This window comes from Herbaspirillum sp. GW103 (genome assembly GCF_000261365.1).
In the GTDB taxonomy this organism is placed as follows: domain Bacteria; phylum Pseudomonadota; class Gammaproteobacteria; order Burkholderiales; family Burkholderiaceae_D; genus Herbaspirillum.
Window position 1 is genome coordinate 429977 of sequence record NZ_AJVC01000002.1, and the last position, 22209, is coordinate 452185.

Below are 22209 nucleotides of genomic sequence, written 5' to 3' on the forward strand. Positions count from 1 at the left end.
AGCCGGTTCGGCGCCCCGGAGCATCGCTCCATCGGGCGCCGGACTTTTTCCCTTTTGTACGCTGGTGCGGTTGCCTCTGCAAGGAAGCTTCAATGGTTCAACGACAAGGCTCGCTCACCGCCTGGGTGGCGGGGTTTCTGGCAGTACTGATCTCCTACGCCGGCCCGCTGGTGATCTTCGTGCAGGCCGCCCATGCCGGCCAGGTGCCGCAGGCGCAACTGGTGTCCTGGGTGTGGGGGATTTCCATGGGGGCGGGCGTGAGCGGGTTGCTGCTGAGCTGGTGGTTCAAGATGCCCATCATCACGGCCTGGTCGGCCCCGGGCACGGCGCTCTTGCTGAGTCTCTTTCCCGCCATCGGCATGCCGGAAGTAGTCGGCGCCTACCTGATGGCCGCCGTGATCCTGATCGTCATCGGCGTGACCGGCTACTTTGAAAAAATCCTCGCCATCATCCCCAAGGGCATCGCCGCCGGCATGATGGCCGGCATCCTGTTCCAGTTCGGGGTGCAGGCCTTCCGCTCCAGCACCAATGCCCCGCTGATGGTCTCGGCCATGTTGGGCGCCTATCTCGCGGGACGCCGCTGGTGGCCGCGCTACGGCATCGTGGTGGTGGCGCTGACCGGTTTTGCGGTGGCCTTCGCAAGCGGCAGGACCGAACTCGGCGTGTTGCACCTGGAACTGGCGCGGCCCGTCTTCATCGCCCCGCACTTCAGCGTGGGCGTGTTCTTCAGCCTGACGGTGCCGCTCGTGCTGGTGAGCCTGACCGGCCAGTTCCTGCCGGGCATGGCGGTGCTGCAACTGGCGGGCTACCATCCGCCCACGCGCGCCGTGGTCACCGGGACCGCGCTGGCCTCGCTGGTGACGGCCTGCTTCGGCGGCATCACCATCGTGCTGGCCGCCATCACGGCGGCGCTCTGTACCGGCAAGGATGCCCATCCCGAGCCCGGCAGACGCTACGTGGCCGGCATCGCCAACGGCGTCTTCTATCTCATCGGCGGCACCTTCGCGGCATCCATCGTGACGCTCTTTGCCGCCTTTCCCAAGGAACTGATCGCAGCCCTGGCCGGGCTGGCACTGATCGGCGCCATCGTGTCCAACATCCGCCTGATGAGCGAGGACGGCATCCACGCCGAGCCCGCCGTCATCACCTTCCTCGCTACCGCGTCCGGCATGACCCTGTTCGGACTGGGCGCGGCCTTCTGGGGCGTGGTCATCGGCATGGCTGCGCACTGGCTGATCGGCCGCCCCACACAGAAAAAATGAACACAAGGAGACCCCCGATGAAATCGCCGCATGATGATGTCTTCGATCCGCTGGCCCGCGAGGTGCTGGCCGTGGCGCCGGGCCGCGCGCATGACCTGGCGCGCCTGCGCGTGCTGGCGCAAGTTCACGCCGTGCCGACCGTGACGGTGGTCGGCAAGTACAACCACGGCAAGAGCCGCCTGCTCAACGAACTGATGGGGCGCGACGTCTTTGCCGTGGCCGACCGGCGCGAGACGGTCACGCTGTCCGAGCATCATCATGCCGAACTGCGCTGGCTGGATGCGCCGGGACTGGATGCCGATGTCGCCCTGCAGGATGACAACCACGCCCAGGAAGCTACCTGGCTGCAGGCCGACGTGCGTCTGTTCGTGCATGCGGCCAAGGAGGGCGAACTCGATGCGGCCGAACGTCAGCTGTTGCAGGCTCTGCGCGCGGACCAGCAGCGCACGCGGCGACAGACCCTGTTCGTGCTCACGCAAGTGGACCAGATGAGCGACGAAGACCAACTGGCCAAGGTCAGCGCCGCCATTGTTGCGCAGGCGCCGGGGCTCGCCCTGCATCCGGTATCCTCGACACGCCATCGCAGCGGCGTGGAAGGCGGAAAATCCCTGCTGCTGCAACGTAGCGGCATCCCTGCACTGCAGGCGCTGCTGCGGGAGGTGGTGGAGCAGGTCCCGGGCGCTCGCCAACATGAACGCAGCTTGCTCTTCACGGAGATCGGCCAGCAGCTGCAGCAGCAGCAGGCTGTGCTGGAGAGCGGGCTGCAGACACTGCGCCAGCGCCAGCAACAACAACGCCAGGATTTCGAGCAGGGACTGCAGGCCGTGCTGGAAAAAGTGCATCAGGACCTGCTGCCGGTCGTCGAATTTCAAGGGGACGATCCTGCCCTGGTGCCCGATACCGCCGCCGACGAATTCAAGCTCACCGCAGGCAAGCGTGAACGGGCGCGCATCCATGTCGCCTATTCCCGCGCCTGCATCGCCATTCGTGCGCACCTGATCCAGCATGGCGTGGAAGGTCTGCCGGCCAGTCAGCAGACCTCGGTGGCCAGTCTGGATACGGTGATGGTGGCCGTGCTGGGCATCTCCATCAAATACCGGGCCGACCTGCGCCGCCGTTTCTGCGAACCGGCAGGGCAGGCGCAACTTGCGCAATCCTTCCTGCATTACTACGAACTGTCCGAAGATCGCCAGGCCCTGCAGCAGCAGATCGCCAACAGCCAGTCCGATCTGCACGCGCATGCCCGCGCGCGACAGGCCCTGGCGCGGCTGCAAGACGGGGAGGGCGCATGAGCCGCGAAGAACAGCGTTTCATCGATGCCATCGGCCGCACCGGCCAGGGCGAGGCCGACCTGCAGCCCCTGCTGGCGGCGCTGCGCGACTGGCTGGCCGCGCTGGGCCAGGCACTGGCGCAAGCGGCGCTGCCCGGCGGCGGCTTGCAGTCTGTCTGCCCCATGGCGCGCCACATCGCCGCCTTGCAGGAAGACCGGATACGACAGGCACGCCGCCGTGAAGAACAATGGATTGCGCTCGCCCCCGCACGCGCGCTGGCCCAGCGCTTCGAGGGCAAGCTCATGCTGCTGGTGTTCGGCAAGTTCAATGCCGGTAAAAGCTCGCTATGCAACTTTCTCGCGCAGCGCTTCGGCCAGCGCCACCAGACGGTGCAGTATTTCCATCTGCAAGGCGGGCTATTGGTGGAGAGTGAAGTTCCTTTCCCTGAAGGCGCCACCGAAACCACGGCACGCCTGCAGGGCGTTTGCCTGGGCCAGGGCCTGGTACTGCTCGACACCCCCGGCCTGCACTCGGCCACCGACGAGAATGCGGCGCTGACGCAGCGTTTCCTCGACAGTGCCGATGCCGTACTGTGGCTGACCAGTTCGACTTCGCCAGGACAAGTCCAGGAGCTCGATGAACTGGCGCGCGAACTGCGCCGTGGCAAGCCGCTGCTGCCGGTGCTCACGCGCAGCGACGTGATCGATGAGGATGAGGTGGACGGGCAGATCGTCAAGATCCTGCGCAACAAATCCGACGCCAACCGCGCCGACCAGGAAGCCGACGTGCGCGCCCGCGCTGCCGACAAGCTGCAATCGCTGGGCGTGGCGGTGCATCAGTTGAAGACGCCGGTGTCGGTCTCCGCGCATGTGGCCCGGACCGCCGGTGCCGATGCCCAGGCGATGCAGGGGGCCGGCTTCGAGCGCCTGTATGCGGCGCTCGCCGAGTTGCTGGCGCCTGCCCTGTCCTATCGCGACCGCAAGCCGGCGGAGGTCCTGCTGCATCATCTGCAGGAGGATGTGCTGGCGCCCCTGCAAGCGCAGACTCTGCCCGCGCTGCAGGGCTTGCAGCAGCTGGTGCAGGATGAACTGGATGCACTGCCGGCCCGGCGTGCGCGCATCGTGCAACTGGCCTGGCGCGAGGTGATGCCGGGTCTGCCGGCCCTGCTGGAGCAGCATGCCGCCAGCGATGAGGTGGACGCTGTACTGGCCAGCCTGCACGCGCAACTGATGCACGCCTTCGAACGCCACGCACGCGCGGTACTGGACAGCCATGTGCTTCCGGCACCGGTACCGGTGGCATTGGTTCTGCCGACCGGAAGCGGCTATGAACGCGTGGCCGGGGATCTGCCGCCGTCCTACGAAAAACTGTATGAGGCGATCGGACAAAGTGTACTGGCCGTGCTGGAGGAACTGGCCGATGAAGTGGCCAGCTACTGTACTGCCCGGATGGCTTCACTGTCTGATGCAGTGTCCGTGCAGCGGGCGCTGATCGAAGAGCATGCGCGGCGGCTGGCGCAGCTGGAAGAAGATCTGCGTCAGCCACAGGCCATGGCGGCGCGCTGACGTCGCTGTCTGGCGAGATGGCGGCTCGCCTGGAATCTTTTGGCGTGTTAAGGATCGCTTAATTTTGTCGACCTACAGTAAAGCATCGACGGTCAGCTCAGCAGTGGGCTGGCCCCGACGCTGCGCCATGGAGCGGCAGCACTTTCATCCTGAACCACGACAAGGAGCCATCATGGACATCACCAAGATCACCGCCATCAGTGCCATCGTCTTCGGCCTCGCCGGCATGGCTGCGCCATTGACCTACGCCCAGGACATGCAGGGCACGGTCGCCTACATGAACGGCGGCATCGGTGCCGGCGAGCAGGCCAAGCTGCGCGAGGCGGCCAAGGACTACAACCTGCGCCTGCTGTTTTCCGAAGCCAAGGATGGCGCCTACGTCAGCAACGTCAAGCTCGATGTCACCGATCATCACGACAAGAGCGTCTTTCATCTGCCCAGTGCCGGTCCCATGACCAACCTCAAGCTGCCAGCGGGACAGTACCAGGTCACCGCCATCTACAACGGCGTCAAGAAGACCAGCAAGGTCAGCGTGGGTGAAAAGCCCGTCTCCTTGAGCTTCAACTGGGTGCATCAGGATAACTGAGTCCGCCTTCCCCCTTGGCCAGCCTCGGCCACCCCTCAATACCTGCCTGAACGCCGCCACCCTGCGCCATGAGCGCGGTGGCGGTGCTCGCGCCCAAGCGGTCAGGCCAGAAGAATGACAATTTTGTCATCCGACCGTCATTCGAATGTCGTGTTGTTTTGCCTAGAATCGATTCCGTCTATACGTGACATCATTCAGGTACCTCTTCCCATGATCAAGACCATTTTCCACCAAGTGTTTCGTGGCGCACTGATCCCGGTGCTGCTGGCCAGTCATCTGGTGGCATCCCCGGCCATGGCGCAGACAGCGGCCCAGGTCGGCATCCGGGGCAGCATCGTCTCGGTGGGCAAGGACCAACTGGTGGTCAAGAACAACGAGGGTGGCCAGCAGAACGTGGTGCTGGACAAGGACACCCGCGTGGCCGCCATCTCCATTGCCGACATCAATGACATCAAGCCCGGCAGCTATATCGGCGCGGCCGGCATCACCCAGCCGGACGGTTCGCAGAGGGCGCTGGAGGTGCACGTTTTCCCGCCCGCCATGGCCGGTACCGGCGAGGGCCATCGTCCTTTCGACCTGGCCCCCAACAGCACCATGACCAATGGCACCGTGGGCGATGTCGTGGCCAGCCACGGCCGTACCCTCACGCTGAAGTACAGGAACGGCGAGCAGAAGATCGTGGTACCCGAGGGGGTACCGGTGGTCAGCATCGAACCCGGTGATCGCTCGCTGCTGGCGGCTGGTGTGAAGGTGGTGGTGCGCGCGCGCAAGAATGTCGATGGCAGCCTGACGGCCATCAGCATCAGCGCCGGCAAGAACGGCATTACCCCGCCCATGTAGGCAGCTGCCGCGATCCACCTTGATCAGCGGGATCTGAAGAGCGTACCGCGTAATCGGTGCAGATCCTCCGGCGTATCTACGTCGGCGAAGATCCCCGCATCCTCCACCGCAATCTCCACCAGCGCCGGGCTTTCCAGCAAGGCCCGCGCGCCGCGATCTCCCCGCAGTGACAGCAAGGCCGGCAGATGCACCTGCGCAAAGCCGGCCGGATTGCCGCGCCGTCCCTGCATCACCGGCACCACCATCGACGCCCCCGCCGCCAGCGCATCGCGCAACTGTCGCAAGGTATCCGGCTGCACGCGTGGCATGTCGGCCAGTGCCACCAGCCATGCCGACGCATCTGCACTCTGCTGCAGAGCGCAGCGCAAGGAGGCGCTCATCTCGCGCGCAGCCTCCTGCGCCGTCAGGCAGACCGTGCAGCCAGCCTGTCGCAGGGCCTCGGCCAAGGGGCCCTCCGCATGCACCACCGCCAGTACCGGCATCACTTCCAGCAAGGCCGCAGCAGTAGCAGTGGCCACCATGCCGGGACGGCCATCGTGATGAATGAAGGGCTGCAACAGTTTTTCTTCATGATCGCCAAAGCGGCTGCCACGGCCGGCGGCCAGCAGCAGGGCGATGGGGGCGGTCGGCGTGGTCATGGTGCGCAAGGATCCGGAAACGGGGAGGCAAGGCGCCATTGTGCCCAACTTTGGGCCGACATGCGGCCAAGCAAGACCAGGACTATTGATGGAACGCCAACAAGGCAGCAGCTGAAACGCCCGCCATCCCCTCCGCCCCCAAAAAAATTAATGTTTTACATTTCATAATGTTTCCACCCGGCCAGTTTGGGATATCCTTGCCTGGCAAGGGTTTGCGGGCTTGCGTTGCCGTTTCGGCATACCATGTTTCTTCATTTTGAACTGGTCGCCAGGCCAGCGCACTCCTAGAATCGACCGCATGCAGGGCGGCGGTCACTGGAAGGCCAAGGGGTTGGCACCAGTCTTGCTGGTACGCATCAGGGGGCAAGCCGGACGGTCAGGGAAAGTCCGTCTTTCGGGGCGCCATAGTCAACATGGTTGGGATGGAAAGAAGCATGATCAAGAACATACGTATCGGCTCGCGTCTGGGGGCGGGCTTTGCCGTGGTGCTGGTGTTTTCCATGGTGGTTGCGGCGGTGGGCATCTGGCGCCTCAAGACGGTGGCCTACCAGACGCAGGAGATGATGGATGTGCCGCTGAAGACGGAACGGCTGGTGTCGCAATGGAATACCTTGCTGCTCATCGCCATCCAGCGCACCACCACCGTGGTCAAGAGCCATGATCCCGAGCTTGAAGCCTTCCTGGCCAAGGAAGCCGCCGCCTCCAGCAAGGAGTCCGCGCAAACCTTGAAGAGCGTCGAGCAACTGCTCAACAGCGAGGACGAGAAAAAACTCTTCGCAGCCATCAACGTGGCGCGCAAGCAGTTCCTCACCATCCGCGACCAGATCTATGCGGCCAAGAAGCTGGGCGATGCGGCCAAGGTGGAGGAGCTCTACCAGCAGCAATACGTGGGCATTGCCAACCATACCCAGGCCGCCATGCGCGCCTTGCTGGATTTCGAACGGGCGCGCATCGATGAGATTTCCGCCGACATTGCCCGCGATGCCGCCAGCAGTCAATGGCAGATCTTCGCGCTGGAAGTCGTGATCCTGATCTGCGGTATTGCCTTTGCGCTGCTGCTCACACGCAGCATCACCCGGCCGGTACATGCGGCGCTGGCCATCTCGCAACGCGTGGCCGCCGGTGACCTGACCTCGCGCGCCGCCCCCATGGGCCGCGACGAACTGGGCCAGCTGGTAGCTTCGTTGCAAGGCATGAGCGAGCGACTGCATGGTGTGGTCTCCACGGTGCGCCTGGGGGCCGACAGCATCGCCGTGGCCTCGGGGCAGATCGCCAATGGCAACCTGGACCTGTCGGCGCGCACCGAAGAGCAGGCCGGTGCGCTGGAAGAAACGGCCGCCTCCATCGAGCAGCTCACCTCCAGCGTGCGTACCAATTCCGAGAACGCGCATCAGGCCAATGACCTCGTCAAGACCGCTGCTTCCATCGCCGGCCAGGGCGGGCAGGTGATGCAGGAGCTCATCGATACCATGGGCAACATCAATACGTCGTCGCGCAAGATCGTCGACATCATCGGCGTCATCGATGGCATCGCCTTCCAGACCAACATCCTCGCGCTCAATGCCGCCGTGGAAGCGGCGCGTGCAGGCGAACAGGGACGCGGCTTTGCCGTGGTGGCATCCGAAGTGCGCGCGCTGGCGCAGCGTTCGGCCTCGGCCGCCAAGGAGATCAAGCAGTTGATCGATGACTCGGTCTCCAAGGTCGATGCCGGCAGCGGCCTGGTGGAGCGCGCGGGCAAGACCATGCAGGAGGTGGTGGGCAGCGTGCAGGGCGCGCATACCCTGGTGGGCGACATCAGCACCGCCAGCCGCGAACAGGCCGAAGGCATCCACCAGGTCAACCAGGCAGTGGCCCAGATGGATGGCGTGACCCAGCAGAATGCGGCGCTGGTGGAGCAGGCTGCGGCCGCGGCCAAGTCGCTGGAAGACCAGGCGGCGCAACTGAAGCGGGCGGTGGCTTTCTTTGCCTTGCAGGCCGCGTAAGCCAATCGCAGGCAACAGGAAACATCGACAAGGGCCGCAGCATGCTGCGGCCCTTGTCATGCAGGCTCAGGAAAGAGGGTAGAGGGTCGAGGGAAGAGGGAAGATCAGGACAGTTCAGCAGCGATTAGGCCGCCCTGAGAAATTCAGGCCCGAAGTCCATCAGCACATCGCGCACCAGCGTTGCCGTGCTCTGGCAGCCGAGCTTGTCCTTGACGCTGGCGCGATGCACGTCCACCGTCTTGACGCTGATGTTGAGGTCGCGCGCGATGAGCTTGCTGGACTGGCCCATGATGACCTTCTCCAGGATCTCGCGCTCGCGTGCCGTGAGCGTTTTCAGGCGCGCCTTCAGTAGCTGGCGGCGCTCGCGGGCCTGCATGTTGCCGGCCACGTGCTTAAGCGTCATCTGGATGCGTTCGAGCATCTGCTGCGAGTTGTAGGGCTTTTCCAGGAAGTCGACCGCGCCATTGTGCAGGGCGCGCACCGACATGGGGATGTCGCCATGCCCCGAGACGAAGATCACGGGGATGTCGGCCCCGATTTCCTTGAGGCGATCCTGCAGCTGGAAGCCGCTGATCTCGGGCATGCGCACATCCAGAATCAGGCAGGACAGGCTGTTGGCGTCATAGGCCTTGAGAAAGGCCTCGGGACCCTCGAAGCATTCGGTCCGGATATTGACCGAGCTCAGCAGCCAGGCCAGCGAGGTCCGAACGGCCTCGTCATCGTCGACGATGTAGACCACCGGCGGGTTGGTTTCCATCTGCACTCCTCGTCTCGTCAAAATGGAGCCGGCTTGCACCGGCACTATTTCCGACCCTCTCGATGTCTTGATGGTCTGGTCGGCACAAATCAAATCCTTGCGCTTTGACTTATGCAAAAAACAGGCCTGAAATTCTTGGGATCAGCGCCACTGTAACACCCTCCTCCTGACGATGGTCTAGGTATTTTTACCTAGATCTTTTGCCGCAATCCCCTGTGGGGCGGGCGTGTGGCCCGGATTGTCTGCACCATGCTCATGCCTTAACCTGCTGTCATCGAGCGCCGTGCTTCATCGGCGTGCATCACAGGGAGATTCCATGCACAGCACCGCCATCCAGAAAGAAAAAACCGCCGCACCCATCGCCTGCGCCGCCCTTGCGCCCGAGCAGCTGGAATTTCGCAATGCCATGGCGCATCTGCCGGCGGCGGTGTCCATCATCACCACCGATGGCCAGGGAGGCCGTTGCGGCATCACTGCGTCGGCGGTCTGTTCGGTCACCGATACCCCGCCCACGATCCTGGTCTGCATCAATCGCGGCAGTGCCATGCACGACGTGTTCAAGAAGAATGGTCGCCTGTGCGTGAATGTGCTCTCCGACGAGCTGGAACAACTGGCCATGCACTTCTCCGGTGCCACCAAGGTCCCGATGGAAGAGCGCTTCGGTTGGGATATCTGGGAAGAACCCGGCGAACTGGGGCAGCCGGTGCTGGCCGACGCGCTGGTCAAGCTGCAGGGACGCATCCGCGAGTTCAAGGAGGTGGGCACGCACTCGGTGATGTTCGTGGAGCTGGCCGAGGTCAAGGTCAATGAGAAGAAGGACAGCCTCATCTACTTCAACCGGCTGTTCCACAAGGTCAAGCGTACGGCGCTGTAAATTCTTTACCCGTCATCAAAGATGAATGCCATTCAGCACAATGCTGAATGGCATTCATGCTTTTACGTCCGGCTATTTGAGAACAGTGTGCGCGCAGAGTGTGCGAAAACCGTTCGGACCAGGACAGACGCCAGTGTGTGCGTCAAAGATCCAGCACCAGCATCCCCGACCTGGCCCGCGAGACACAGGTGCAGATCTGGTCATTGGCCGCCTTTTCCTTCCTGGACAGGCAATTGTCGCGATGATCCGGCTCGCCCTCCAGCAGCGGTACCACGCAGGTGCCGCAGATGCCTTCGCGGCAGGAGGTATCGATGACGATGCCCTCGCGCGCCAGGATATCGACGATGGGAATACCTACCGGAATCTGCACTACCTTGCCCGAGCTGGCCAGCTTGACTTCGAAGGCCGCATCACCACCGACTTCGGCAGAAGTGGCCGGGGCCGCCGGTGCGGCGAAGTGTTCAAGGTGGATCGCCTCTTCGCTGCGGCTGGCCGCTGCGCACTTGACCACCGCTTCCATGAAAGGCGCCGGGCCACAGGTGTAGACGTGGGCTTCCTTGCTGCCGGCTTCCAGGCAAGCCGTGAGGTAGTGCGCCATCTGCGCCGGCATCACCGCATAGTGGAAACGCACCTGCGCGGCGAAGGGGGCATTGTCCAGCAGATCGGCAAAGGCCGCATGCTCGCGTGCCCGCACGAAGTAATGCAGTGTGAAGGGCTTCTGGTCAGCCCAGAGGCGATAGGCCATCGCCAGCAGAGGGGTCACGCCGATGCCTGCACCGAAGAGCAGATGTTCCGGTGCGCTGGTGTCGAGCGCGAAGAGGTTGCGCGGCGTACCCACTTCCAGTTCCATGCCCGGCTTGACGGCATCATGCAAGGCCGCCGAGCCGCCGCGCGAAGCCGCTTCACGCTTGACCGCGATGGTATAGCCGCAGCGGTCTTCCAGCGGGCCGCACAGCGAGTATTGGCGCATGATCCCGGTCGGCCCGGTGACGTCGATGTGGGCCCCCGGCTCGTAGGCTGGCAGCGGGGCGCCATCGGCGCGCACCAGGCGGAAGGAACGGATGTCGCCGGTTTCATCGGTGAGGGTGTCTACGATCAGTTTCATGAGGCCAATACTCGTCGGTTCATTTCAAGTGCGAATGTGCGGTGCGCACGCTCAGAGCAGGAAGCCCAGCGCGTTGAGGCTGTCCATGGAGTTGATGAGGCGGATCACCTTCTGCTCGATCTTCGGACCCTGGGGCGTGAAGCGCAGGCGATGCGTGAGGTTGGCCACGAACATCGTGTGCTGCTGGCGCTTGTAGCCCACCAGCACCTGGGCCGAGGTGATTTCGACCAGCTCCTCCGACAGGTGCACCGGGACGAAGCGCGACACCGTGCGCACGGTCGCCGCCGCATCCACGGCCGACATCGCGTGGCCCGAGGTCAGGCGTTCGATGCGGATCTTGCGCATGTGGGCATTGTCGTAGGCGTAGTTCAGCGTGGCCGCATAGTCGGTGGTCTCGGGATCGATGGGCACCACGTAGTAACCATCCTCGGTCCACAGGGACTGCCAGGCGGCATAGTCCTTTCGGTCCAATAGTTCAGCTTCCTTCCAGATGAAGGCGATGGCACGCGCCATGGGCGCGGGGATGCCTTGCAGAGTGTCTTGTTGGTTCATATCGATCATTTCTCCATCATCTTTTTCCACATGGCATAGGCTTCGCGCATGCCGGTTTCATCGGTCGAGTGCGACACCTTGTCGCCGTTGTCGTCCACCCATTCGCGGTTCAGGCCGCGATTGACCAGGATGGGCGCATTGCGACCGGCGTAGGAGCCGGTCTGTACGCGTTCCCAGGCTTCGGCGTCATCGGGGCTGCCAAAGCCGAACGGACCCTGGAAGTGTTCGTGGATGCGCAGGCGTTCGCGGTTGGCGATTTCGGGGCCGCCGTCCATGCCCAGGGCCACGTGGCGGATCTGTGTCTCGCCCACCGACACCGGATGCAGCACCCGGAAGAAGGACATCGACATGGCCACATTGGGGAACAGGTTCAGGTTGAAGCCGGCGCCGTGCAGCGAGCGCACGATGCGGCGCACCTGTTCGGGCGGCATGGTTCTGGAGAGTTCTTCGGTGACGTGGGCGAAGCGCTCCTGCAGTTGTTCGCTGCCATCGTCCACATCCAGGTCCACGTGTTCGGGCACCATGATCATGACGCTGTGGCCATTGCCCAGCGAGCGGGTGATGGACTGGTCATCGGTCATGAAGGAGAGCATCTCGGAAGTTTCTTCATCGACCGACGACAGGAAGGTCTTGTGCACCACCGGGAAGTGATAGCCGTCAGTGGTGTTTTCCAGCTGGATCTTCCAGTTGCCCTTGAAGCTGAACTTGTGCTCGCCCTGGACCTTGATGGGGAATCCGGCCCCTTGCTTCATGAACAGGTCGATCCATTTCTTGGCATGGCCGAGAAAGTCCGACAGCGGTTCGATCTCCTGGTTGAAGGAGGCGAAGATCATGCCGTTGTAGCTCTCCGCACGCAGGCTCTGCAGGGGCAGGTCGGCCTTTTCGATGACCTCTTCATAGCCTTCCGGATAGGGCAGGCCGCGCAGCTTGCCATCCAGGCCATAGGACCAGCTGTGATACGGGCAGGTGAAACCGGTGGCATTGCCCTTGTGCTTTTCGCACACGGTGGCGCCACGGTGGCGGCAGCGGTTTTCCAGCACGTTGACCTTGCCGGTCTTGTCGCGTACTACGATGACCGGCTGGCGGCCGATCTGGGCAGTCTTGAAGTCGCCCGGGTTCCTGATCTCGCTTTCATGGGCGACCCAGATCCAGGTCTTGTAGAAGATCTTGTCCATCTCCGCTTCGAAGATGGCCGGATCGGTGTAGAGCGAAGGATCCACCACCGCATCCTGTACCAGATCGGCATAGGAGGAATCGGTCTTGCGCGGGTGGAAGCGTAGCGGTGCATTCATGGCTTTCTCCAGTGGCTTGCAGTCGTTGTCAGTGTTGATCTTGGCGAGCTGATGTGATCAGTGATGCTCATGCCTGCTGGCTGAGCACGCGCTCCAGGTGCAGGCCGAGCGCGCAGATGCGTTCGTCATCGCCCTTGCGGCCCACCAGTTGCAGCCCGGCCTTGAGCGGGCTGCCGGCGATGGGCACCGGAATGCTCAGGGCCGGATGGCCGGACAGGTTGAAGGGCCGCACCAGCGAAGACAGCATCAGCACCGAGGCACCCTGGCCGATCGCCGCCAGCGTCGGCGGCAGGGCCGGCAGCGTCGGCAGCAGCAGCGCATCGGCGTCAGCCAGCGCAGCATCGACTTCGGCGCTGAAGGCGGCGCGCACGGCTTCGGCCTGGGCCACGGCTTCATCGCTGGTGGTGGCCGCCGCCGAGAGGCGTTTCTCGATATCCGCCCCCAGCTTGCCCAGGCCCAGCAGATGACCGAAGGCATCATGGGTCTCGCGGTTGATGAGGGTCATGCCGGCTTCAAAGGCGGCGTGCATGTGGTGCGGGGTCCAGGCAGCGCCTTGCCAGCCGCTGGCGGCGAAGGCGGTGGCGACGGCCTCTGCGATCTCGGGATCGGCCTGTACCGTCACCAGTTTTACGCCGGCCTGTGCTACCGCTGCGGTAGCGGCAGCGCGGTCGAAACCGGGGGCGATGCTGGCCATGGCGCTGATGATGAGGTCCATGCTGCGCGCAAACGGGCCCACGCAATCCAGACTGCTCACCGCCGGATACGCCCCGGCGCGGCTGACGCGTCCAAAGGTCGGCTTCAATCCGATCACGCCGCAGCAGGCTGCGGGCAGGCGGATCGAGCCGCCGGTATCGCTGCCGATGGACATATCCACCAGCCCCGCGCCCACGGCCGAGGCCGAGCCGCTGGAGGAGCCACCGGTCATGCGGCTTGCGTCCTGTGGATTGACGGCGGTGCCGTTCCAGTCATTGATGCCGGTCATGCCATAGGCCAGTTCGTGCATGTTGGCGCGGGCGGTGATTTGCCAGCCGGCCTCCAGCAACTTGCGGACCACATCGGCGTGGGCCGTGGCCGGTGGTGCGTCGGCCAGCGCGGCGCTGCCGCCGCAGGTGGGTTGGCCGGCGATGTCGATGCAATCCTTGATGGCCACCGTCGGGCCGCTGCCCCCCAGGTGGAAGCGCGAGAGCAGGGCGTTGCCGGTGCCGGGGACGGTGCGCGGGGTGGCGTTGCTCATCCTGCGGCTCCCAGGCAGACGATGCGGGCCTGTTCTTGCAGGGTGGACTGCTCGCGGCGCTTGCGGGCCGAAACAGGGGCTGACACTGTTGTCTGCCGGGGAGAGGAAGACATGGGCTGAGGGTTCATGGCGCTGCCGTTCAAATGGGGGCGTACAGGCTGGCAATCCACGCGGGAAGCGGGATGCAGGCGGGTTCCTTGGCTGATATGAAGCATTCTAAAAGTCGCCTTAAAATAGATCAAATTGATGTAAAATATTTTTCACATAAGCGGCATGGATAGTGATGACCGCTTTTCCTTGATATCGCTGATCGGCCCCAGGCCCTGCGCGACCCCTTCCGGAGACTGCTATGGCGACCTTCAACAACATGGACCTGAACCTGCTGCGGGTCTTCCAGGCCATCGCCGATGAACGCAGCCTGACCCTGGCCGGCAATCGCCTGCACCTGTCACAGCCAGCGGTGAGCTACGCCCTGGGACGGCTGCGCCAGATCTTCGATGACCCGCTCTTCATCCGCACCAAGGAGGGCATGCAGCCCACCCCCGCCGCGCTGGAACTGTCCAAGCCCATCAATCGCGCGCTGCAGGCGGTGCAGGATGCGTTGCGCTATACCGAGCGCTTCGATCCGGCCGCCAGTACGCGCGTCTTTCGCGCCTCGATGACCGACGTGGCCGAAATGATGTTCCTGCCGCAGCTGTGCGAACTGCTGACGGCGCAGGCACCGCACACGCGACTGCAGGTGGAGCAGGTGTCGCCGGCGCATCTGGAAGAAGCCCTGCGCACGGGACAGCTCGATTTCGCCTTCGGCAACCTGCCGGCCCTGAAGGCGGTGACCTGCCACGAACTGCTGTTTCGCGAAACCTATGTCTGCATGATGCGCAAGCGGCCTGCGCTGCCTGCGCGGGAACAGTTGCAGCTGGACGAATTCCTGTCGCTCTCGCACGTACTGGTGGAGTCCGCCGAGAGCAGTCATCACCAGGTCGAGAACTCCTTCCGCAATCTCGGGGTGCAGCGCAAGATCAGCCTGTCGATCCCGCACTTCACGGTGCTGCCGCGCATCCTCGGCAAGTCCGATCTGGTGGCGACCGTCCCGGCGCGTATCGCCAGGCTCTTTCACAGCGAACACCCGGATGTATTCCTCTCCTACGAACTGCCGGTCAAACTGCCGGCGGTGGACATCACCCTGCACTGGCACCCGGCCTTCGATGCCGATGCCGGCAACAGCTGGTTGCGCCAGATCGTCATCGACATGCTGCAGAGCTACGGTCGCAGCAGCTGATCGCCTCCCGTGCAAGGCAGAAGGCCCGCCAGTGCGGCGGGCCGTTCTCCTGCGGGAAGACCGCCGGATGTCGGCCGCGGTCTTCCCTCCTCAAGTCGTCCGTCGTCGTCCGTCGTCGCTCGTTTCAGAAGCGATGACGAATGCCCAGGCGCACTGCGCTCTGGTTGCCGGTCGATGACTGGATGCCGCCACCGAAGACCGGATAGGCGTTGTAGCCCTTGTCGCGGTCATACACGGCGCTCAGGTACAGGTCGGTGCGCCTGGAGATCTTGTAGTCCACCGTCGCCACCAGCGCCTGGGCATTGCCCACGGCCTGGTTGCGCTTCTGGAACTGGTAGGCCGCTGCCAGATCCCACAGCGGCGTCAACGCATAGACCGTGCCCAGTTCATAGGTGGTGGCCTTGGCACTGGTACTGGTGTTCTTGACCTGAGTGATGACGCCGAAGGGTGTGAAGGCACCGATCCGGTAGCGCGCGCCGCCGCCGTAGATGCGCGTGGAGAAGCTGCCGGTGCTGTCCTTGACGTCGGTGTAGGCCAGTGCACCGCTGAAGGCGCCGCTGTCGTACTGGCCCACGGCGCTGACGGTGCGGCCCGCATTGTTGTTGCCAGCCGTTTCGCCCAGGCCGACCATGGCACCGAAGCTCAGGCCACCGAACTTGGCGCTGTTGTACTTGATCGAGTTGTTGGTGCGGTCGCCGCCATAGATGTGGTTGTTCAAGGCCGTGCCGTGGGCGGCATCGGCATGCAGACCCCAGCCCAGGGAGCCGGCCGGCGACAAGGCGCCCATTGCGTACTGACCACCGATATTGGCCATGAAGTCATACTGGCGGCCCACGCTGATCGATCCCCATTGCTTGCTGCCCAGGCCGACGAAGGACTGGCGGCCGAACAGCAGGCCACCCTGGCCGAGACTGCCGTCATCGGCACCGAAGCCGGTCTCCAGCGTGAAGAAGGCGTTGAGCCCCCCGCCCAGATCTTCTGTGCCCTTGAAGCCGATGCGGCTGCCCTGGGCGATGCCGCTATCCATGCGCAGCAGCGAAGCGCTGCCGCCGCCGGACTTGGTGGCGTTGGAGTAGTAGGTCAGGCCCAGATCGATCAGGCCATAGATGGAGACGCTGCTCTGTGCATGTGCCATCCCCGTGCCGGCCGCGAGCAAGGCGGCGGCCAGTAGTTTCTTCTTCATGTGACAAGGCTCCCTGTGGTGTTGCAGTGTGATGGTCGCGCAGCGTGCCGGGTGAGTCCGGTGCGCAGCGGCGAACGCAGCCTGGTGCGGTGGAGGTCTGCGTGGCGTGCATGACAAGTCGTCATGTGTGCCCATCATAGGAAGCGCATTTGCGTCAGATCAAATTGATGCAGCCGATAGCGGGAATAAGCGTCATTCATGTACGCGGCCGATGTGGCATCGACTCTCGAATCCGGTGCATGAATCGGCCTTCAGGCGGGACAATCGTGCAGAACCTCACCATGCAAGTGCGCACAATCACCAAGCCGGCGCGTCGCTTGTGGACCCTAAAGCTATCTTTAGGTGTGGCGTTGGACCAACGGCAGCGTGAAGCAGAAGCGAGTGCCGCGTGGCTTGTCCTCTTGCACGTGCGCTGCTGCACCCTGCACCTCTCCGGGTTGTGCCCAGATGTCGCCGCGATGGCGGGCAATGATGTTCTTGCACAGTGCCAGGCCGATGCCGTTGCCGCTGACCTTGGAAGAGAAGAAGCCATCGAAGAGCCGCTCGCGATGACCGGCATCGATACCGCGTCCTTCGTCGGCCACGGTCAGCAGGGCATTGCCGCCGCTACGGGCAGTACCGATGCGTACATGGCGCGCACCCTCGGGGAATGCCGTCATCTCCTCGATGGCATTGAAGGCGAGATTCAAGATCACCTGGCCGATCAGTACCTTCTCGCAACTCACCATCAAGGGCTGCGTCTGCGTTTCGATGTGCAGGTGTACCTTGCTTTCGGCGGCCTTCATTTCGATGAACCAGCGCACCTCCTCGAGGACCGCGTTGAGGTCGATGAGCCCCTCGCTCTGCTCCAGTCGAACCACGTATTCGCGCACGCTCTTGATGATGGTGGCCGCGTGGTCAACCTGGCGGCTGGCGCTTTCCAGTCCCCATACGATCTGCCCGGCCTGTTCGCCCAGAGCCTGGCTGTGGCGGATGCGCAGGACCGAGCCTTCGAGGAAGTTGCGGATCGCCGCCAGCGGCTGCGACAGCTCATGCGCGATGGCCGTCGCCATCTCGCCCATGGCATTGTGACGCGCCAGGTATTCCAGCGCGGCCTGGTCGCGGCGTCGCGCCTCCTCGGCCTCAACCTGGTCCGTGATGTCATGGAAGTGCAGCAGATGGCCCTTGAGGTCGTTTTCGATCTCGATGTAGCGGCACACCGCATGATGCCAGCGCACCAGCCCATCCTTGCGCAGGATCTGGTAGCGCAGCGGGAAGCTGATCGCGTCCGGCAGCGACAGCGTGAGCAACTCCAGCAATTCCTCGCGCGACTCCGGCAGGCATTGCTCGACGAAGTTCTTGGGCGGATTCTGGCCCGGCCGTACCCCCAGCAGCTTGCGCCCGGCGTCGCTCAGGTATTCGATGCCGCCGTCGGAACGCAGGACCGTCACGCCCTCGTCGGAGTCCTGCATGAATTCCTTGAGGCGGCTCTCGAGCTTCTTCATCTCGCGCCGTATCTGTTCCTCGCGCGCAATATCGCGGAACTGCACCATGATGACGTCGCGCTCGGTCAGCGGCACCAGCGTGGCAATGGCTTCCGACAGGATCTCGTCACCGTTCTTGGCGCGGTAGCACCACTCAACCATGTTGCTGCCATGGAGCACGGCATCGTGCAGCCACTTGCGGCCGATCTCGCGACGGTATTCGTGCGACTGCCGGCTCATGTCCGGGGCCTTCAGGGGCAGCAGTTCTTCCAGCGTGAATCCCAGCACCTGGCAGGCCGAGGGATTGGCCCAGAGGATGGACTTGGTGCGGGCGTCATGCAGGATGATGCACATGGGCAGCGCCTCCATCATGCGGCGGAAATCGTCGAGCCCGAAGCGGATGGTGTCCTCGGGCAGAGCAGGGGAAGGTGGGGCGGCGGATTGTTCGGACATCGCTTCTCTCGGTCATCGCTTCATGATCTGCCGGAGGGTGTTTGCTCCATGGATGGGTTCACGCAAACAAGGGCACACCGGCTTCGCAGTTCGGGAACAGGCCTAGGGGTTTTCTTTAGAAGACTTCACCTATTCCCCTAAAAAAAACTGCAGCGCTCCCGATTGAACCGGGAGGGGCCGCTCCCTACACTCGACTTCATTCTGATGCAAGCCACCTGGAGAATGCAATGTCCGTGATGGAAAACCCGGCCGCGCTGGCGGTCCGTGAAGAAGATGCCCTGGTCCCGCTGCTGGCCGAGATCCGCGCTCGCCGCGACGAATTCGCCGCGCAGCGCTTCGTGCCCAGGGATTTCATCGCGCAGTTGAAGAAGGTCGGGGTCTATCGCGCCGCCACCCCGCAGTGCTTTGGCGGCAGCGGCATGTCGCCCATGGATTTCCTGCAGCTGATCGAACGGATCTCGGTGGCCGATGCGTCGGTGGGTTGGGTCGCCAGTTTCGGTTCGGCCTCGGTCTACCTGGCCGCCTTGCCCAAGCAAACGCAGGCCAGGCTCTACGCCAACGGTCCGGACCTGACCTTCGCCGGTGGCCTGTTCCCGCTGCAGCCAGCGACCCAGGTTGACGGCGGCTGGATGGTCAATGGCACCTGGAAATTCGGCAGCGGCTGCAAGGGCGCCGATGTCCTGGGCGTGGGTATCGGAGCGGCCATGCCCGGCCAGGCCGGCTCCAAGCCGCGCACCGCCGTGCTGCCGCCGGAGCAGGTCGAGATCATCGACAACTGGGACGTGATGGGACTGGTCGGCACCGGCAGCCATGACCTCAAGGTCAGCCAGCAATTCGTTGCAGATGAGTGGACCTTCATCCGTGGCGGTGCTGCCACCATCGATGAACCGCTGTACCGTTATCCGACCATCGCCTATGCCGCCCAGGTGCTGGCCGTGGTGAACCTGGGCGTGGGACGCGCCGCCATCGACGAGATCAACCAGATGTCCGGCGGTCGTGTGGCCATTACCGGTGCGCCCAAGCTGGCCGACCGTTCCTATGTGCGCATCGAGGTCGCCAAGGCCGAAGCGAAATTGCGTTCGGCGCGCGCCTTCCTCTATGACGCCACCAGCGAAGTCTGGAATTGCATCCTCGCAGGCAACCCCGTCACGCCCGAGCAGGTCAGCCTGCTGCGCCTGACTGCCGTGGAAATTGCCAAGGTCGGCAATGAAGTCACACAGGCCATGTTCGGTCTGGCCGGCACCACTGCCATCTACAGCAACCACCCGCTGCAGCGCTACCTGCGCGATGCCGCCGTGGTCAAGCAGCACGCCTTTCTGGGCGAGGGCATCTATGACGGTGCCGGTGCGGTCACGCTGGGCGTGCCGCCGATGCCGGGCTTCCTGTAAGCCGCTGCCTTCTCGCATTTTTATTCTCTCGTTTTCAGCCCGGAGCCTCCATGAGCCAAATTCCAGACAATGACAAAGAACCGCTGCGCGTCCTCTTCTGTGTCGGCGTGACGCAAAACTTCTTCGACCTGCCCGCCACCGAGACCGGTCCGGTGTGGCAGGCCTATGGCCAGATGATGACCGCCCTGGCCACCATGGACGGCATCAAGGTGCTGGGCACCATGGATGACGATCGCCTGATGGTGGGCAAGTCCGACGACGCTCCCTGGACCTTCTACATCATGGCCGACGTGGTCGACCTCGATACGGTGGTGGCTGCCTGCAACCTGTTCCGCACCACCATGGTTGGTGAACACCGTCTGTGGAAGTACGGCAAGATCGAAGCCCGCGTGGGTCGTGCCCTGATCATTCAGGGCGGCTGATCATGGACAAGAAGATTGCCCTGGTCACCGGCGCCGCACGCGGCCTCGGTGAAAGCATCGCGCGCAAGATGCACGCGGCCGGCTACAAGGTGGCGCTGGCCGACATCGACCTGGAGCAGGTCTCGGCAGTGGCCGCCAGTCTCGACGCAAGCGGCGCCACCGCCATGCCGCTGGCGCTGGATGTGCGCCGCAAGCCCGACTTCATCGCCGCCTGCGATGCCATCGAACTGCGCTGGGGCGGGGCGGCGGTGCTGGTCAACAATGCCGGCCGCTCGCGCGTGGCACCACTCATGGAGATCACTCCCGAGGAGTGGGACGAGGTCACGGCCATCAACATGAAAGGCACGTTTCTTGCGTGCCAGGTGTTCGGCAAACGCTTTGCCGATCGCGGCTACGGACGCATCATCAACATCGCCTCGCTGGCCGGACAGAACGGCGGTACCGCCACCGGTGCGCACTATGCCGCGGCCAAGGGAGCGGTGCTGACGCTGACCAAGGTCTTTGCACGGGAACTGGCGGGGGCGGGGGTGACCGTCAACGCCATCTCGCCGGGTCCGCTGGATTTGCCCATCGTGCGCGAGATCGTCCCGGCCGACAAGCTGGCCGCCACCATCGCCACCATTCCGGTCAAGACGCTGGGCGAACCCGACTTCATCGCCGACGCGGTCCTGCTGCTGGCGTCGCCCGAGGCGGGCTCGGCCACCGGTGCCTGCCTCGACATCAATGGCGGGCTCTACATGCGTTGAGCGGAGCGGCCCTGCGCCGATGTCAGATTGCTGTCCCAGATCGGTGGCGTAGTGGGAAAGCCCGCCATCATCTCAACCAACAAGGGAGAAACACATGCTGCACAAACGTCTGATTGCCACCGCCGCCACTGCCGTCCTGGCCGCTGCCGGAACCCTCGCCAGCGTCGCCGGCAATGCTGCCTTTGCCCAGGTCAGGATCGGGGTCGTGACCTCCTCGACCGGGCCGGTTTCGCTGGTGGGTATTCCGCAAAAGAATACCGTGCCGCTGCTGCCGACCAAGGCCGGTGATCTCAAGATCGAATACATCTCGCTGGACGATGCCAGCGATCCGACCAAGTCGGTCACCGAAGTCAAGAAGCTGATCTCCGAATACAACGTCGATGCCATCATCGGCCCCAGCGGTTCGCCCAATGCCATGGGCGTGATCTCCTTTGTCGCCGAGGCGGGCGTACCCCTGCTGGCCCCGGTCGGTACCGCCGCCGTGGTCCTGCCGATGACGGAGCAGAAGAAGTGGGTCTTCAAGACCACCCAGAACGATGATCTGATTGCCAGCGCGCTGGTGGCGCAGATGGTCAAGAGCAAGATCAGGACGGTGGGTTTCATCACCATCAACGATCCCTTCGGTGAGAACTGGGCCAAGGTCTTCAGTGAGCTGGCCGCCAAGAACAACATCAAGATCGTCGCCAACGAGCGCTATCAGCGCACCGATACCTCGGTGACCGCGCAGACCCTGAAGATCCTCGCGGCCAACCCCGATGCGGTGCTGGTGGCCGCACCGGGTGCCGCCACGGTCCTGCCGCAGACCACGCTGTATGACCAGGGCTACAAGGGCAAGATGTACCAGACCCACGGCGCGGCCTTGCCGGCCTTCCTGCAACTGGGCAAGAACAAGGTCGAGGGCACCATCCTGGCGGCCAGCCTGATGCTGGTGCTGCCGGAGATCCCGGACAGCAATCCCTCCAAGAAGGTCGCCACCGACTACATCGACGCCTACAAGAAGATGTACAACGCCGTGCCCGCCACCTTCGGCGCCAACGTGTATGACGCCGGCCTGCTGCTGGAGAAGGCCATTCCCGTCGCTGCCAAAAAGGCCAAGCCGGGCAGCAGGGAATTCCGGGCCGCCCTGCGTGATGCACTGGAGAATACCAGGGAAGTGGTAGGCACCCAGGGCGTCTACAACATGAGCCCGGCCGACCACAGCGGGTTCGATGAGCGCGGACGCGAACTGATCACCGTCAAGGGTGGCAACTGGACCCTGCTCAAGCCATAAGGACCTTGCCTGCTCCGTCGGCCCCGGCCTCCACGCCGGACCGCCGG

At 63.8% G+C, this 22209-nt stretch carries 20 protein-coding genes; 12 read left to right on the top strand and 8 right to left on the bottom strand.

The genetic code is table 11. From position 1 onward, the window contains the following. Window positions 1-92 precede the first annotated feature (92 nt). The 5 genes from GWL_RS03420 (at window position 93) to GWL_RS03440 (ending at window position 5524) form a co-directional block, all read left to right on the top strand. Window positions 93-1262: a benzoate/H(+) symporter BenE family transporter gene (locus GWL_RS03420; protein ID WP_008326698.1), complete on the top strand. Its 1170-nt coding sequence runs from the start codon at window positions 93-95 to the stop codon at window positions 1260-1262. 17 nt (window positions 1263-1279) lie between these two features. Beyond that, window positions 1280-2554: a GTPase gene (locus GWL_RS03425; protein ID WP_008326699.1), complete on the top strand. Its 1275-nt coding sequence runs from the start codon at window positions 1280-1282 to the stop codon at window positions 2552-2554. Continuing rightward, a complete protein-coding gene (locus tag GWL_RS03430) occupies window positions 2551-4098 on the top strand; it encodes a dynamin family protein (protein ID WP_008326700.1) in 1548 nt (515 codons plus the stop codon). The genes GWL_RS03425 and GWL_RS03430 overlap by 4 nt, the downstream gene beginning before the upstream one ends. Before the next feature lie 172 nt (window positions 4099-4270). Beyond that, a complete protein-coding gene (locus tag GWL_RS03435) occupies window positions 4271-4684 on the top strand; it encodes a hypothetical protein (RefSeq protein WP_008326701.1) in 414 nt (137 codons plus the stop codon). 210 nt (window positions 4685-4894) lie between these two features. Continuing rightward, window positions 4895-5524: a DUF5666 domain-containing protein gene (locus GWL_RS03440; RefSeq protein ID WP_008326702.1), complete on the top strand. Its 630-nt coding sequence runs from the start codon at window positions 4895-4897 to the stop codon at window positions 5522-5524. A gap of 23 nt (window positions 5525-5547) precedes the next feature. Here the strand turns inward: GWL_RS03440 and GWL_RS03445 are convergent, their stop codons facing one another. Further along, a complete protein-coding gene (locus tag GWL_RS03445) occupies window positions 5548-6162 on the bottom strand; it encodes an NTP transferase domain-containing protein (RefSeq protein ID WP_008326704.1) in 615 nt (204 codons plus the stop codon). Between the two features lie 434 nt (window positions 6163-6596). Here GWL_RS03445 and GWL_RS03450 point away from each other — a divergent pair, with 434 nt between their 5' ends. After that, complete coding sequence (locus GWL_RS03450) at window positions 6597-8144, top strand: methyl-accepting chemotaxis protein (RefSeq protein ID WP_008326706.1); 1548 nt, start codon at window positions 6597-6599, stop codon at window positions 8142-8144. Window positions 8145-8268: 124 nt separating this feature from the next. Here GWL_RS03450 and GWL_RS03455 read toward each other — a convergent pair whose 3' ends face one another. Beyond that, the gene (locus tag GWL_RS03455) at window positions 8269-8901 is read right to left on the bottom strand and encodes a response regulator transcription factor (protein ID WP_008326707.1); all 633 of its coding nucleotides are present in this window, start codon (window positions 8899-8901) and stop codon (window positions 8269-8271) included. Between the two features lie 316 nt (window positions 8902-9217). On the opposite strand from GWL_RS03455, the gene hpaC reads away from it, so the two are divergent. After that, window positions 9218-9775 (top strand): 4-hydroxyphenylacetate 3-monooxygenase, reductase component, encoded by a 558-nt coding sequence (hpaC, locus tag GWL_RS03460; protein WP_008326708.1) that lies wholly within the window; start codon window positions 9218-9220, stop codon window positions 9773-9775. 142 nt (window positions 9776-9917) lie between these two features. Here hpaC and GWL_RS03465 read toward each other — a convergent pair whose 3' ends face one another. From GWL_RS03465 to GWL_RS03480, 4 genes are all read right to left on the bottom strand, one after another. Further along, entirely contained in the window at window positions 9918-10880 is a 963-nt protein-coding gene (locus GWL_RS03465; protein WP_008326711.1) for a PDR/VanB family oxidoreductase, read from the bottom strand. Between the two features lie 51 nt (window positions 10881-10931). Continuing rightward, entirely contained in the window at window positions 10932-11432 is a 501-nt protein-coding gene (locus GWL_RS03470; protein ID WP_034349976.1) for an aromatic-ring-hydroxylating dioxygenase subunit beta, read from the bottom strand. A 5-nt stretch (window positions 11433-11437) separates the two neighbouring features. Beyond that, on the bottom strand, window positions 11438-12724 hold the full coding sequence (locus GWL_RS03475) for a Rieske 2Fe-2S domain-containing protein (protein WP_008326714.1): 1287 nt from the start codon (window positions 12722-12724) through the stop codon (window positions 11438-11440). A gap of 67 nt (window positions 12725-12791) precedes the next feature. After that, window positions 12792-13958, bottom strand: coding sequence for an amidase (locus tag GWL_RS03480; RefSeq protein WP_008326716.1), 1167 nt, complete (start codon window positions 13956-13958; stop codon window positions 12792-12794). Between the two features lie 349 nt (window positions 13959-14307). Here GWL_RS03480 and GWL_RS03485 point away from each other — a divergent pair, with 349 nt between their 5' ends. After that, entirely contained in the window at window positions 14308-15237 is a 930-nt protein-coding gene (locus GWL_RS03485; RefSeq protein WP_008326720.1) for a LysR family transcriptional regulator, read from the top strand. A 124-nt stretch (window positions 15238-15361) separates the two neighbouring features. On the opposite strand, the gene GWL_RS03490 is transcribed toward GWL_RS03485, so the two are convergent. Both GWL_RS03490 and GWL_RS03495 read right to left on the bottom strand, forming a co-directional pair. Next, entirely contained in the window at window positions 15362-16420 is a 1059-nt protein-coding gene (locus GWL_RS03490) for a porin (protein WP_008326721.1), read from the bottom strand. A 338-nt stretch (window positions 16421-16758) separates the two neighbouring features. After that, window positions 16759-18336 (bottom strand): ATP-binding protein, encoded by a 1578-nt coding sequence (locus GWL_RS03495; protein WP_008326723.1) that lies wholly within the window; start codon window positions 18334-18336, stop codon window positions 16759-16761. Window positions 18337-18563: 227 nt separating this feature from the next. Between GWL_RS03495 and GWL_RS03500 the strand changes: the two genes are divergently transcribed. From GWL_RS03500 to GWL_RS03515, 4 genes are all read left to right on the top strand, one after another. Continuing rightward, window positions 18564-19724, top strand: a complete 1161-nt coding sequence (locus tag GWL_RS03500; protein WP_008326724.1) for an acyl-CoA dehydrogenase family protein — start codon at window positions 18564-18566, stop codon at window positions 19722-19724. 50 nt (window positions 19725-19774) lie between these two features. Further along, complete coding sequence (locus tag GWL_RS03505) at window positions 19775-20146, top strand: hypothetical protein (protein WP_008326725.1); 372 nt, start codon at window positions 19775-19777, stop codon at window positions 20144-20146. Window positions 20147-20148: 2 nt separating this feature from the next. Next, entirely contained in the window at window positions 20149-20892 is a 744-nt protein-coding gene (locus tag GWL_RS03510; protein WP_008326726.1) for an SDR family NAD(P)-dependent oxidoreductase, read from the top strand. 94 nt (window positions 20893-20986) lie between these two features. Then, window positions 20987-22162: an ABC transporter substrate-binding protein gene (locus GWL_RS03515; protein WP_008326727.1), complete on the top strand. Its 1176-nt coding sequence runs from the start codon at window positions 20987-20989 to the stop codon at window positions 22160-22162. The last annotated feature ends 47 nt before the right edge of the window (window positions 22163-22209 follow it).